The following is a 14,439-nucleotide window of genomic DNA, read 5'->3' as shown; positions in this document are numbered from 1 at the left end:
TCTGCTGTCATTGGGGTTGAAGTCATTAAATTAATCAATCATGGATGTAAGTCAGTCATATAATCGCTACCCTAGCCATTAAACACATCCATTTGCGCCGTTTTAAGCGATTTTTTCGGCTTTGGCAGATGTTCCGCTACATACCCAGCACCCATCGGTTTAAGTAGCTCAAACGCGTCCTCATGATGCATATTGAGCCAATCCTGGCGATGTTCAGGTTCAATCACCACAATCGAGCGTTTTTCATCTTCAGGCTTGTGAAATTGTAACATGAAAGGATGATTATCGGCATTGGTGGTCAGCATGGTCATGGAGCGAACGATTTGCTCCCCTATCTTAACAATTTCATATAAAGCGGCTACGGTAAACGGCTCATAGATGGTTTGTACCGGAATTAACGCAAACTGATTGTTGTACCAAGCATGTTTAAAACTCGGTTTTTCCATCACCGTTTCTACGGGCATCATAAGTGTGCTTGGCAATATCGATATCTTAGGCCCATTTAGGCACCATTCCAAACATGGCTGAGTGCCACTCGGCAGGATCACCCCTCGTATTTGATAAGAGGTTAGCAAATAGCAAGGGGGCTTTATAGCCTGAGTAAATATCCTGTTTGACGGCAAAGCTGAGCTGTTGATTGGTAAATAACGGCGCTTGCGTAGCGCTAATGGGTTGAAAGTTGGCACACATCAGGGTTTCTCTTTTAACATGGATTTATTAACAGCCGTTAGCAAACTCGCACTAATGCACTTTGAGTAGATCTGATAGCTTGGTGGTATAGCTGGGGCTTAAAAACTCTCGATTCATCTGCCAATCTTGCTGCTTGGCTATTCCACTTACAGGAATTTCAACGTTTAAATATATAAAATTTTAAAAACAAAAAATTTCTTTTTTAGGTTTTTATAGTTTTTAAAGGTTTATAGACCATCTGTATGCCTGATGTAGCCCGGTTTTGGAGGACGTAAATAGGACGGATTGACTACTTTAATAGGACGGATTGACTACTTTAATGGGACGGATTGACTACTTTAATGGGACGGATTGACTACTTTAATGGGACTATGATATTTTGTGTCCTATTAATTATTGGAATTTTGCCATGAGTAATGATCTAATTGTGAAATCTAATGTAGTTATTACTGCCAGTTATCACTTAACTGCAAATGAACAACGCTTGATTCTCTCTGCAATTTCTCAAATACCTAAAGGTGTGGAAGTTCAAGATGAAGAGGTCTATACCGTCGAAGTCAGCGATTTTATTGAAATGGGTGTGCATCCTAAAACTGCATATAGAGAAATGCGTGAAGCGGCTGAACGTTTGTATGAACGTTCTATTGTATTAAAAGTAGGTGACGATGTACTAAAAACTCGCTGGGTACAGGATATGGGAGTTGGAACTGGCGAAGGTATGATTAAACTTGCTCAAAGTTTAGGATTACAACCAACTAAAATGCCTAATAATCAGCATTTTGTGGTTCTTAGATTTAGTAAATCAATTTTGCCCTATTTGAGCAATTTATCAGCTAATTTTACCCAATATTTAAAACAAGATATTGCAGGGCTTAGTAGCTCGTATAGTATTAGATTCTTTGAATTACTCATGCAATTTAAAGATACAGGGTTTCGAAAAATCACAATTGAAGATTTAAGAGAGTTTCTTGATCTTGGTGACAAATACCCTGCAACCAAAGATTTGAAAGTACGAGTTATTGAAACTGCAGTCAATGAAATTAATGAAAAAACTAAAATTAATGTTGAATATAAACTTGTAAAAACGGGAAAAAAATTCACTCATCTTGAGCTAAAATTCAAATTAAAAGCTCAAGCTAAAAAAACTGCGCAACCTGTTGGTAAGACAATTGATATGCTTGAGTCAGAGAAAAAAAATCCTCTAGCACTATCATGGCAAATAAAAGGACTATCAGATGGTCAAATTAATAAATTGGCCAAATTTAAAAAGGAGTTTCTAGATGCTAATAGTAGTTTACTCGCAAGCAATGATAGTAGAAGTTATGATGAAGTTTTTAATAGTTGGCGTGTCTTACTAAAAGACCCTACTAGTGTTAAAAAATTTAAAAATATTCAAGAAATATTAGAAAGAAGTTGGTAGAAATACGTCCTATTTAATCATATAATTTATTACATAAGTTAATGCTAATAAGTAACTTGCGTAAGTAATTTCATTAAATAATATTACATCTATGTGAAAAATTAATTTAAATCAATAAATTATATATGATAAAATTTTGAATAAATTAATTAACTTACGTAACTTAAATCTGTTAAAATGGTTATGTAACTTTATTAACTTAAATAAAAGGTGTAACTTATGATAATCTTAATTGGCGGTGAAAAAGGTGGTTCAGGCAAGAGCTGCTTAGCTCAAAATATTGCAGTTTATTTGCAGAATAGAAATCGAGACATCTTATTGTTAGATGCTGACCCGCAGGGTACAACGACTGACTGGGTAAAAGAGCGGGAGCAAAACCAAATTTCTAAAACACTCCCATCAGTGCAATGCTCAGGTAATATTAGACAGACACTAATTGATTTGTCAAAGCGTTATCAAGATATTGTCATTGATGCAGGTGGTCAAGATTCTGAAGCCTTACGTTCTGCTATGACTGTTGCAACCCATATGTTGTTGCCTTTTAGACCTAAACGTCGGGATTTAAAAACACTGGCACACATGGAAAATCTGGTGAAAATGGCAAAAGCCATCAATCCTAATTTAAAAGCAAAAGCCGTCATGACACAATGTCCAACTTTGCCCAGTCAATTCCAGCGTATCACCGATGCTAAAGATGCTTGTGAATCCTTTAATATTCCAGCTCTTCAAAATTTCACCAGTAATCGTAATATTTATGATGACGCTGATGAAAATGGATTTACAGTATTTGAAGCCAAAGGTGATACAGATGGCAAGGCTAGCGCAGAAATTGTAGCGATTGCCGAAGAGTTTTTAGGAGAAGTATAATGGGTTTAAGTGATTTAAAGAAAAAAGGTTATAATGCTGATATCTCTGTCGATAGTTTTATTGGTGGGGCGAATACCCATTCGCTACAAAAAGAATCGAAGGCTAAATATATTCGCCAAACTTTTTCACTTACCCAAGAAGTGAGTGATCAAATCGATGAATTACTTGTAAAAAGTAGGGTCGCTCGTGCTAATCGTTCGATAATTGTCAAAACAGCGATTCAGCAGCTAAGCTTTCTTTCAGAAGAACAATTAAATTTAGCAGTTCTCGCAACAAAAAATGAAGAAAGTTAAATAACTTAAATAACTTAAATAACTTAAATAACTTATATCTATTAGTAAATGTTATAACTTACTTTTTATGCATAACTTACATAAGTTACTCTTGGGAAATAAGTTTATTAAGTTATTGAAATTATCTTGTGATTCTTAGTGGGGATCTAATAAATGGTAAAAAAACAATTTCCTATCGGCATCCAAAATTTAGCCGAACTAAGACAAGGTAACTATTATTACGTCGATAAAACGGCCAAAATTATTGAACTAATTAATACTAGTAAATATATTTTTTTATCAAGACCTAGACGGTTTGGCAAAAGCCTGACCCTTGATACTATTGCTGAAATATTTGCAGGTAACAAGGCGCTATTCACTGGATTATATGCTGAACATCACTGGCAATGGGAGCAATCCTATCCTGTTATTCGCATTAGCTTTGATGGCGGTATAGAAGGTTACGATGACTTATCTCTTGCTTTATCGGACATTTTAACGGCTTTAGAAGAAAGATGGCGTATTACTAATAGCTTAAAAACGATTAGTGGTAGGTTTCAAGCACTCATTCAGCATTGCCATGAAACAACAGGGCAAAAAGTTGTCATATTGATAGATGAATACGATAAGCCGATTTTAGACAGTTTGCAGAATTCAGAAAAATCTATTATTGTCCGTAATCAATTAAGGGATTTTTATTCCGTGATTAAAGGTCAAGATGCCCATATACAATTTGCCATGCTCACAGGCGTTTCTAAATTTAGTAAAATCAATCTATTTTCAGGTTTAAATAATCTATACGATGTTACCTTAGATGAAAGATTCTCAGCGCTTTGTGGTTACACCCAATCTGAGCTTGAAAACGTATTCGCTGTAGAATTAGATAAAGTGGATCTTGAAGAGTTAAAAAAATGGTATAACGGCTATAATTGGACAGGTGAAGCAGTCTATAACCCATTTGACGTCTTACTGTTTTTAAGTAACCCACAAAGGCTCTATAAAAACTACTGGGTAGAAACAGGTAATGCAACCTTCTTAATGGATAAACTATTAAATGAAAACATCCATATCCATCAACTGATTGGTAGACTTATTGATAGTCAAAACCTCTCACAATTTGAAATAAGCGATATCAGTATCATCGCCTTACTATTTCAAACGGGTTATCTCACCATTGATAAAATGCTGTTAAAACCCAGTGTACGTTATACCCTAAAATTTCCTAACATTGAAGTACAACAAAGCTTATCGGAATCACTGCTATTAAAATACATCGCCCATGCCAAAGATGATATGTTACTCAAACAAAGTGAACTTTACGAAGCGATTGTTCAGCATAATCTTGATGGCATTGAAAGCATTATCCAAGCATTTTTTAGTAGCATTCCCCATAACTGGCACAGAAATAATCCGATTGCCAATTACGAAGGCTATTGGGCCAGCGTCTTCTACGCACTGTTTGCCAGTTTAGGCTTTCAAACTATCACAGAAGACGCAACAAGTCTTGGTAATATCGACATGACACTCATCGTTGGAGACCACGTTTACATTTTTGAATTTAAAGTCGTGAATGGTAAAAACGATCAACCACAAGGAACTGCCTTAGCTCAAATACAACAGAAGCGTTATGCTGACAAATACACAACACCCAGTCGTATCATTCATCAGATAGGTATAGAATTTCATAGAGAAACGCATACGGTAATATTTGATAGAAGAGAAGGGTAAACTAAATGTACTTAGCCTAAGCCAAAAATTTTACATCATCTAGACTATGTTAATTGTAGCGATTCTCATTGAAAATCCATTACCGTCTATCAAATCATGGAATTAATGCATAAATTCTGTTAGTTATTACACCATTATAAATTTACTTGATAATCACGAAAACCTATTATTTTTCGTGAGTTTGTAAATCAGCGCCAATTCGGCGCTTTTTTATTAGGTTTATTTCACGATAAAGCCAAATAAATCTAAATATGATAAGATGGGGTAATTATCTTTTATCGTGAGAATTTCATCATGAGTTTAATCGGTTATGCTCGAGTATCCACATCGGAAGGAAAACAGTTACTCGACCGTCAAGTCGATGCGTTGAAAGAAATTGGCTGTGAGCGAATTTTTGAAGACAAAGCATCAGGCAGTAATTCTCAACGTAAGGGTCTGGATGATTGTCTCAACTATTTGAGAAAAGGCGATGTGTTGGTTGTTTTGGATTTGGATAGGTTAGGGCGGTTAGCTAGTGATCTTATAAAGTTGATTGATGAACTGGCTGAGAAAGACATTGGCTTTAAAGCCATTAACTCACCAATGGATACGACAACCCCTGCAGGTCGAGCGTTTTTACAAATTCAAGCGGCGTTTGCAGAGATGGAGCGTAATATTATTCGCCAGCGGGTGAAAGAGGGGATTGCGGCTGCTCGGGCTCGTGGTCGTAAAGGTGGTCGACCTAGAATCATGACGGCTGAGAAACTTAAATATGCCCAACATCTGATGGCTGATCAAACCAAAAGCATTCCAGCGATTTGTAAAGAATTGGGCGATATTCCCAGTAGTACGCTGTATCACTATGTGACGGCGAAAGGGGAGTTGAAGAAAGCTGGAGTGGATTTGTTAGCACATGAATAATTATCAGTAAGCATGAGCAAGTTATCTTGACGACTCAGGATTTCATTATTATGATTTACAAAAATGTATTTACAATCCTAAAGACAGTGAGTTAAAGTAGGTTTAAATGAAATTTTCTTGGGATGAGAACAAGGCTGCCAGTAATCTTGAAAAACATGGCATTAGTTTCGATGAAGCCATGCTCGTATTTGCTGACCCATTTCTTTTGATGAATCAAGATAGAATCGAGAATGGTGAAATGCGATGGCAGAGTATTGGAGAAATTGAAGGCATTGCTGTTATTCTGGTTACCCATACTTGGTTTGATGATGACGGTGAGGAGTATATCCGTATTATCTCAGCCCGTCCTGCAGATAAAAGGGAAAAGAAACGTTATGAGCAAAATCGTTACTCGAAGTATTGATTTAAGTAATCCGCCTAAATTAAGCAAAGAAGCAAAGGCTCGTCTTGCTAAATTAAATGAGGCAGAGATTGACTATTCTGATATCCCACCGTTGACGGATGAATTTTGGGCGAACGCTGTTAGCAATCCGCTTTATAAGCCAACCAAACAAATCGCCACGGTACGCATAGACAGTGACGTATTGCTATGGCTCAAGTCTCAAGGCAAGGGCTATCAAACTCGAATGAATGCTATTTTAAGACAGGCGATGTTAACTGAGTTGGCAGAAACGCATTAGTCACCTATGATATCGGCTAGCCCAAGTTTTTGCTTTAAAGCTAGATTTATAAGTTTGTTAGACGCTGTTTGATATACGGGTTAATATACGAAAACAGGGGCTTTTTGCCCCTGTTTTTTTGTGGAAATGGAAGTGTCTAAAAAACCAACGTTTTTTAGACACCTTGACCTTTATCAATTTTAAAAATACTCGACTAAATTCCTTAACGTACTATTTTCTCCGAATTCTGGGGTAACCCCTAACATAGGTATTAATTCTGCAAATGGAATGTATCTTGTTAGAACTGCATTTATATTTATTTGTTCATGCACCTCGACACTTATTTCTAATATGCAGACTGCTTACCCCAATCATAAATACCGCGTTTGTAAGCATAAATCAGCATGATTAAGCCGGCGATAATCATCGGCGCGCTTAAGATTTGCCCTTTGGTCATCCAACCTAATAATATGAATCCTTGGTCAGCATCTGGCTGGCGGAAGAATTCAATGATAAAGCGGCTGATGCCATAGCCTAGTAAGAATACAGCGGAGGCGGCCATACGTGGACGTGGTTTTGATGAATACCACCATAAGAATATAAATAGCAGCAGACCTTCGGCAAAGGCTTCATATAGCTGTGATGGATGACGAGGCAATATGTATTGACCATTGACTTCAATCATCAATTCTTGCAATTGTGGATTGCTCTGTAATTGCTCCATATCAAACGCCGCGGCTTGCGGAAAGTAGGTCAGCCAGTTATAGCCACCGTCTGAGACGCGACCCCATAATTCGCCATTGATATAGTTGCCGATACGCCCAAACAGTAAGCCGGTTGGTACACAAGGAACGATAAAATCGAATACTTGAAAGGTAGTCTTTTTATATTTACGGGCAAAGAACCACATACCTAGCATGACGCCGATAAAGCCGCCGTGGAAAGACATACCGCCTTCCCAGACTTTTAATATATAGGCAGGGTTTTGGAGTAATTCACCGAACTGATAAAACAGCACAATTTACTACCTGGCAATCAACAACTTTACAGCAACCTCAAAAAGACACTCATCTTTGATAGTAATACTAACTTTGCCATTATGAGCATTGGCGATAGCTTGCACAATAGATAAGCCTAAGCCTGTTCCTGAATGCATCGTATTCGTTTTATCATGACGATAGAATCGCTCAAACAGTTTATCGGCTTCAATCTGATTTAATGGTTTGTCTAGACGGTTGGTCATAGTTATTCTTAACCAGAGCTGCTCTGGGGATTGAATATCGTCTTTTGGCGCATTAAGCGAGGTGCTTGAAGTGAGGACAGTAGCGGATATCATAATAGTGCTATTACTAGCCGCATAATAAATCGCATTTGACATCAGGTTGGCAAACAGCCGTTGCAATAAGCCTTTATCACCTAGTACTGTTTTAAAATCACCCGATTTTTCAAAGATTATCTCACGATCCTCAGCAATCATCTCATAATAATCTATAAGCTTTGTGATCAAGCTCTCTATATCGACATGACTGATTTGCGAATCACTCAGCTCTTTTTGAGTTTTTGCCAGTAATAACATATCGTTAATCATGGCGGATAACTGCTTTAACGTATCATGCTGATGATGCAATTGCTCAATGTATTCGTCGTTTTCTCTTGGCTTAGTTAACATGACTTGCGTTTGCGTACTCAGCGTCGCTATTGGCGTACGTAGCTCATGGGCGATATTGTCTGAAAACCGTGATAATGATTCAAAGTTACTTTCAAGCTTGACCATCATAGAATTATAAGACTCCGTTAGTGGACGTAATTCTAACGGCATATCGCCAACCACAATTCTTTCATCTAACCTTTGAAGATTAATGCCTTTCATCTTTTGTACGATAGTAGCTAGGGGAGCAAAACCCCAGTGTACACTTAGTACTGCTACTGAAACCAATAATAAGGTAATGGCGATAAGTATCAAGCTCAGCTGGCGATTAAACTGGATAAGATATTGATGATGCACATCGATAGGTAGAGCAATAAATGCCAAAACCTCTTGATGTGTAATGATAATGGCTCGGTAATGCCTATTATTTATCTTGATCATAAACTGCTGATCGCGATAGTCCTGCAATAGTTGTAACAAGCTAAAATCTGCCGGTAGATCATTGATGAAATTACTGGGATCGCTGGACAATAAATTGCCGTTTTTGTCTGATATTAACGTTTTTAAATCATAGTCTAACCAAGAAGAATGTAGATGATTGGCATCAATTAGCGCTTGCGACTTTGACACTGTAAAAGGTTCTATGTGATCGTTAAAATTCACCATGCGTTTACGCAGGTTAAAAGCTGCATGGGTAATAATCTCTGAGTCCATTTGCTCAAAGTGCTCGTTAACAGAGCGCTGAACCCATATATAAATAACAACTTGAGAGATAACAACAAATATTGTCAGTAAAAAAACAGTACGCCATAACAAAGGCCAGCGTCGATTCTTAAATTTATCTCTCATTTTATTTTAGATCATCTTTGTTGGTGTCATCGTCGCCCATGCTACTGTCTGCTCCGACATTCAGTGGCTCTAATCGATAGCCCATACCGCGTACTGTGTGAATAAGCTTGGTGTCAAAACCATCATCGATTTTTATCCGTAGCCGTCTTATAGCGACGTCAATGACATTTGTATCACTGTCAAAATTTATGTCCCATACTTGTGAGGCAATCACAGTGCGTGGCAGTACCTCACCTTGACGTTCTAAGAAAAATTGTAATAAAGCAAATTCTTTAGCAGTCAATTTTATATTAGTGTTGCCTCTATATACAGTGCGTTTAGCAATATCCATTTTTAGGTCAGCCATATGTATGACAGAGCTTTTATAGTCTGATTGATTGGCACGCCGCAATAGGCTTTTTATTCGGACAATTAGCTCGGCAAAAGCAAAAGGTTTGGTCAGATAATCATCGCCACCAATTTCAATGCCCTTAATCCGATCGCTTAAATCATCTTTAGCGGTTAAAAATAAAACAGGCGTATGCTTTCCAGCAGCACGGTAGCGCTGTATCAGCTCAAAGCCGCTGACGTCAGGCAGCATCACATCCATCACCACCACACTAAAATCTTCAGTCATTAACGCATGATAGCCATCTAAACCTGTCATGTGATGATCCACGATGAAACCGGCCTCAGTTAAGCCTTTCTTAATATATTCTCCAAGGTTTTTCTCATCTTCTACTAACAGTACTTTCATCGTTGCTTACCTTTATATCATTATAGTTGTCAACAGCGTATCACTAACATTGTTAGCTTATCAGTCATATATTTATCAGGAACCCTTGTTATAACAGTGTTCTTTGGATAGAGACAGATGCTGGTATTTGGTTTTAATGACAAGAAGATGACAATATTATGCTGTTCCTAACGAACATGTAATATCCGTGTCATCTAGCTGTCAGCCACCATTTAGTATTCTAAATCAACACCGCATAGAGGTTTGTCTCTGATACAGACCATCTCTACGAGTGAAGAACTATCGTACTTAAACAGTTTGTTATTTATCTTTAAAGGACCTTATATGAAAAATTATAGTTCATTAAAAAAAGCAGCTTTACTTTCAGTATCGATGTTAGTGGGCATGTCAGCTGCCAATGCGCATACCACAAACTTAGATGCTTCTGTTCTTGGTAATTGTGATGCGCTCACTAGTTTTGCAAGAAACGCAGATCATAATGATGCACAAATGTCCGAAGAGCAAAAGAAAAGTTATGTCGACGCCAGAGTGGCTTGTCAGGTTCAACATCAAGATCAACATTTGCAGTCTGAAAAGTATTTTTTGAAAAAATATGGTAGAGATCGTGATACAAATGCTGAAGCCATATTAAATGAATATATCGCGCATTAAAATCTAAAGCGGTGAGAATGACAGCATTGTAATCTTAACGTCATCTACCAGTCAGAATGATTAATGTATCATTTAGGCTAGTTTAACAGCTATTGAACTCAATAGCCTTTAATCCAAACAATAGGAATTAATCATGTCACAATTTAAATTACTGTCTAAATCAATCGCAATGACGGCCATCGCTCTTGTCGTATCGACCTCAGCTATGGCGCATGACCCTAAAATGCATGCTGAAAAAGATCAAATGAACTGTGAAAAAATGCAAAAGCATATGGATATGATGGGAAAAATGGATCATAGCAAGATGGATATGAAAGATCCTGCTATGAAAGCGATGATGGCTAACATGGGTAAAATGAAGCAAATGTACCAAAAACACTGCGTTACTAACGACAGTAAATCTTAAAAATTTTAGCTCTGTTAAATAGCAGTCAACACTTAACGGAAATAAATTTTTAGGAAAACATATGAAATTTTTATTGGGTGCGCTCTTTACCGTATTTGTGGCAATCGTTAGCGTGTTTGCGATTGTTACCAGTGGCGTTGTCAATGTGGGAGCTGACCAAGAGCATAGCCCAATGATGTTTAGCTTTTTGGAAACCGCTCGCAATCGTTCCATAGCAAATGCCAGTAAAGATATTGTGGTACCAGACTTAGAGAAGGTCGATATCAGTTCTGGTGGCGCGGACTATAAGGATATGTGTGCAGGCTGTCACTTATCTCCGGGAGTGGACAAAACTGATTTTAGCGAAAACTTATATCCAAAGCCACCTAACTTCACTAAGGCTGAGAGCGTCAAACGTTATCAAACAGCGGACGGTGCAAAGCAAAGCTTTTGGGCAATCAAACACGGAATTATGGCTTCGGGAATGCCTGCATGGGGCGCCTCTCATGATGACGCTAGAATGTGGGCAATGGTTGCTTTTATCAGATCGTTACCTGAATTAGATGAAGCTCAGTACACGATGCTAACCACTAGGATAGATGGCGATATGATGGACATGTCATTTGATGGTGATATGAATATGTCGGATGATGGATCTGGAATGCAGCATTAATACTTTCTAGATATGAAAGCCTCCTAACTCACGGTTGTCGCTATCACCAATGTAGTACTGAACAGTGCTGCATTTAATGTTTTTAGTTAAGTACATAAGAATTCAAATATAGGGTGTAAGTTTTTAGAATAGCGAGCATAACAATAGACGTTTAGGAGTAATTTAATGAGACATTACACACATGTGTTTTCTAATGGACATAACTGGTTATCCGGTCGTGTCCTTTTATTGGTGGTGACATCGTCACTCTCGTTAACGCTAGCCGCTTGCAGCCAATCTAATATCAGTGGCTCTGATTCTCAACCAGTAAAGGTTGAACAGTCTGCTGCTCAGAATGCACAAGTACAGAATGAAAGTTCTGCTCCTGCAAATGCTCCCGTTAACAGCTCGTCATCATTACTCAAAAACGTCTCAGCCACGGTTTATAAAGATGCCAACTGCGGCTGCTGCAAAGAGTGGGTAGGCTATGCAGAAGGTAATGGATTAAACGCAACCACGCACGATGTTGCAGATCTATCCTTATTTAAGGAGCGTTATGGCGTACCACAACACATGCGTTCTTGTCATACCACCGTTACCACCGACGGTTTTGTCTTTGAAGGGCATGTCCCTGCTAAACACATGGCTGAATTCTTAGCAAATCCTCCTGCACAAGCTATTGGACTTGCTGTACCGAGTATGCCGGTTGGTAGCCCCGGTATGGAGTATGAAGGTAAATTCATGCCTTATAAGGTAATGCAGCTTAATAAAGACGGCACCACAGAAGTCTATGCTGCTATTGAGTCTCCTCAGCAGCAGCTGTAGTGTTGTCTTAGATGTGAATAGATTCTGTTAAATATCGAAAATATTATAACTATAAGCTTAACCACCATCTCTCAAATTAAATAAGGTTATCATTATGAATAAACAGAACATACTGAACCGCCGACGTTTTTTAACCGGATCCTCTGCTGTCCTTGGTGCCTCCTTGATGCCGACTATTGCTAGTAGCGCATTGGGACAATCGAGTCGCTCAGGCAGTCAGGGCGCTACGATTAATAGTGATCAAAACGTTCATAAAGTACCTGTATTGACAGGGAAAGAGTTTGATTTATACGTCAGTAAACAGTCCGCTATTGTGAACGGCAAAAAGAGCATGGCGACGCTCATCAATGATTCACTACCAGCACCGACGCTAAAAATGCGTGAAGGCGATACGGTGGTGATACGTGTTCATAATCAGATGGATGAATCAACCTCTATCCATTGGCATGGACTACTAGTACCGTTTGAGATGGATGGGGTGCCGGGCATTAGCTTTGATGGCATTCCTGCGAACAGCACCTTTACTTATAAATTCAAATTAAAACAATCAGGCACTTATTGGTATCACTCACACAGTGGGTTCCAAGAACAAACCGGTATGCTGGGTGCCATTGTGATTGAACCTAAAGGGCGTGAGCGTCATCCTATCGACGAAGACCATGTGATCGTGCTTAGTGATTGGACCAGTCGCAACCCGCATAATCTCTTGAAGCTGCTCAAACAGCGCGCCGACTTTGACAACTACCATCTACCAGACTTCAAAAAATTGCTTGCTGATATTGCTAAAACAGATCTGAAAACCGCGTTTGATGAGCGCAAAATGTGGAATCAGATGCGCATGATGCCCACTGATTTTACGGACTTGTCGGGTGAAAAAACCTTTACCTACCTTATCAATGGCAAAACGACCGCAGCTAATTGGGCACAAATCGTCAAAGCAGGACAGCGCGTTAAATTACGCTTTATCAATGCCTCAGCACAAACTATCTTTGATGTGCGCATACCCGGTCTCAAAATGACTGTGGTGGCAACCGATGGCATTGATGTCGCCCCAGTTGCGATTGATGACTTTCGCATTGGCGTGGCTGAAACCTATGATGTCATTGTCACCCCGACCAAAGATGCGCATACCATATTTGCCCAAAACATAGACCGTTCGGGCTATGTCGCAGCAACGCTTGCCACCAAAGAAGGTGCTCGTGCGGCAACGCCTGCTATGGACAAAATTGAATGGCTCACCATGGCAGATATGATGGGTGCTATGGGTGCTAATGGTTATAAAGCTAAGCACGCTAAAACAGAATATGACTTTAAGTCTGATATGCGTGTGGACAGTCCACGTATGAACCTTGACGATCCAGGTATCAACCTGCGCAATATTAATAGAGAGGTATTGAATTATAGTCAGCTACGCTCTGTCGATGAGGCAATATTTGCGGAGCAGCGCAAGCCTACCCGAGAGATCGAGCTACATTTAACCGGTAACATGGAGCGCTATATTTGGGCGTTTGATGGGGTTAAGTTCAGTGAGGCCACGCCGGTCAATATCAAGCCGGGTGAGCGCGTGCGTATTACCTTAGTCAATGACACGATGATGAATCATCCGATGCATTTACATGGGATGTGGAGCGATTTGCGCATGCCTAACGGTGAGTTTCAGGTGCGCAAGCATACTATGATGGTGCAACCAGCTCAAAAAATTAGCTTTGATGTCACAGGAGAAGCTGGTCGATGGGCATGGCATTGTCATCTGCTCTATCATATGGAAGCCGGTATGTTCAGAGAAGTGGCGGTCGTTTAAGCAAATCTTTGGTTGATAGGTGAGAGATGAGATGAAAATATATAAAGTGGGTTTACGGTTCGCTGGGGTATCATCATTGGTATTACTAGCATCATCATTTGCTAATGCTGCTGACCCTGCCACTGCTAAAAAAGACATGACTATGTCAGATATGGACCATAGTAGTATGGACATGTCGGATATGGATCATAGCAAAATGGATATGTCTGGTATGGACATGTCGGATATGGATCACAGTGGCATGGATATGTCAGGCATGGACCATGGCAGTATGGATATGTCAGGTATGGACCATGGCAGCATGGATATGTCAGGTATGGACCATGGCAGCATGGATATGTCAGGTATGGACCATG

At 39.2% G+C, this 14,439-nt stretch carries 15 protein-coding genes and 3 pseudogenes; 13 read left to right on the top strand and 5 right to left on the bottom strand.

The window, feature by feature from the left end; all coding sequences use genetic code 11:
- Positions 1-71: 71 nt before the first annotated feature.
- Positions 72-690, bottom strand: a pseudogene (locus RTR63_RS08585) (SOS response-associated peptidase family protein).
- 51 nt (positions 691-741) lie between these two features.
- Positions 742-831, bottom strand: coding sequence for a DUF4113 domain-containing protein (locus tag RTR63_RS11825; protein WP_369009618.1), 90 nt, complete (start codon positions 829-831; stop codon positions 742-744).
- A 268-nt stretch (positions 832-1,099) separates the two neighbouring features.
- On the opposite strand from RTR63_RS11825, the gene RTR63_RS08580 reads away from it, so the two are divergent.
- The 7 genes from RTR63_RS08580 (at position 1,100) to RTR63_RS08550 (ending at position 6,557) form a co-directional block, all read left to right on the top strand.
- Positions 1,100-2,110, top strand: coding sequence for a replication initiation protein (locus RTR63_RS08580; RefSeq protein WP_062335255.1), 1,011 nt, complete (start codon positions 1,100-1,102; stop codon positions 2,108-2,110).
- 219 nt (positions 2,111-2,329) lie between these two features.
- A complete protein-coding gene (locus RTR63_RS08575; RefSeq protein WP_060995182.1) occupies positions 2,330-2,977 on the top strand; it encodes an AAA family ATPase in 648 nt (215 codons plus the stop codon).
- Positions 2,977-3,270: a hypothetical protein gene (locus RTR63_RS08570; protein WP_060995181.1), complete on the top strand. Its 294-nt coding sequence runs from the start codon at positions 2,977-2,979 to the stop codon at positions 3,268-3,270. Before RTR63_RS08575 ends, RTR63_RS08570 begins: the two co-directional genes overlap by 1 nt.
- Before the next feature lie 153 nt (positions 3,271-3,423).
- Positions 3,424-4,977, top strand: a complete 1,554-nt coding sequence (locus RTR63_RS08565; protein WP_219332449.1) for an ATP-binding protein — start codon at positions 3,424-3,426, stop codon at positions 4,975-4,977.
- Between the two features lie 294 nt (positions 4,978-5,271).
- Complete coding sequence (locus tag RTR63_RS08560) at positions 5,272-5,877, top strand: recombinase family protein (RefSeq protein ID WP_312523723.1); 606 nt, start codon at positions 5,272-5,274, stop codon at positions 5,875-5,877.
- A 106-nt stretch (positions 5,878-5,983) separates the two neighbouring features.
- Positions 5,984-6,280, top strand: a complete 297-nt coding sequence (locus RTR63_RS08555) for a BrnT family toxin (protein ID WP_312523722.1) — start codon at positions 5,984-5,986, stop codon at positions 6,278-6,280.
- A complete protein-coding gene (locus RTR63_RS08550) occupies positions 6,252-6,557 on the top strand; it encodes a BrnA antitoxin family protein (RefSeq protein ID WP_312523721.1) in 306 nt (101 codons plus the stop codon). The genes RTR63_RS08555 and RTR63_RS08550 overlap by 29 nt, the downstream gene beginning before the upstream one ends.
- A 325-nt stretch (positions 6,558-6,882) precedes the next feature.
- On the opposite strand, the pseudogene lgt reads toward RTR63_RS08550, so the two are convergent.
- The 3 genes and pseudogenes from lgt to RTR63_RS08535 all read right to left on the bottom strand — a co-directional run.
- Positions 6,883-7,554, bottom strand: a pseudogene (lgt, locus tag RTR63_RS08545) (prolipoprotein diacylglyceryl transferase); the annotation flags it as partial.
- Between the two features lie 6 nt (positions 7,555-7,560).
- Entirely contained in the window at positions 7,561-9,033 is a 1,473-nt protein-coding gene (locus RTR63_RS08540; protein WP_312523720.1) for an ATP-binding protein, read from the bottom strand.
- Position 9,034: 1 nt separating this feature from the next.
- Positions 9,035-9,769 (bottom strand): heavy metal response regulator transcription factor, encoded by a 735-nt coding sequence (locus tag RTR63_RS08535; protein WP_060995557.1) that lies wholly within the window; start codon positions 9,767-9,769, stop codon positions 9,035-9,037.
- A 324-nt stretch (positions 9,770-10,093) separates the two neighbouring features.
- Between RTR63_RS08535 and RTR63_RS08530 the strand changes: the two genes are divergently transcribed.
- The 6 genes and pseudogenes from RTR63_RS08530 to RTR63_RS08505 all read left to right on the top strand — a co-directional run.
- Positions 10,094-10,420 (top strand): hypothetical protein, encoded by a 327-nt coding sequence (locus RTR63_RS08530; RefSeq protein ID WP_312523719.1) that lies wholly within the window; start codon positions 10,094-10,096, stop codon positions 10,418-10,420.
- A 133-nt stretch (positions 10,421-10,553) separates the two neighbouring features.
- On the top strand, positions 10,554-10,826 hold the full coding sequence (locus RTR63_RS08525; protein ID WP_160001748.1) for a hypothetical protein: 273 nt from the start codon (positions 10,554-10,556) through the stop codon (positions 10,824-10,826).
- A 61-nt stretch (positions 10,827-10,887) separates the two neighbouring features.
- Entirely contained in the window at positions 10,888-11,478 is a 591-nt protein-coding gene (locus tag RTR63_RS08520; RefSeq protein WP_312523718.1) for a c-type cytochrome, read from the top strand.
- Between the two features lie 165 nt (positions 11,479-11,643).
- The gene (locus RTR63_RS08515) at positions 11,644-12,282 is read left to right on the top strand and encodes a DUF411 domain-containing protein (protein ID WP_160001746.1); all 639 of its coding nucleotides are present in this window, start codon (positions 11,644-11,646) and stop codon (positions 12,280-12,282) included.
- A gap of 94 nt (positions 12,283-12,376) precedes the next feature.
- Positions 12,377-14,083 (top strand): copper resistance system multicopper oxidase, encoded by a 1,707-nt coding sequence (locus RTR63_RS08510; protein ID WP_239743892.1) that lies wholly within the window; start codon positions 12,377-12,379, stop codon positions 14,081-14,083.
- Positions 14,084-14,114: 31 nt separating this feature from the next.
- A pseudogene (locus RTR63_RS08505) lies at positions 14,115-14,439 on the top strand (copper resistance protein B); the annotation flags it as partial.

The sequence above is a fragment of the Moraxella sp. CTOTU47724 genome (assembly GCF_032014955.1).
GTDB lineage: Bacteria > Pseudomonadota > Gammaproteobacteria > Pseudomonadales > Moraxellaceae > Faucicola > Faucicola tetraodonis.
This window is presented reverse-complemented; position numbering and strand designations above follow the sequence as displayed.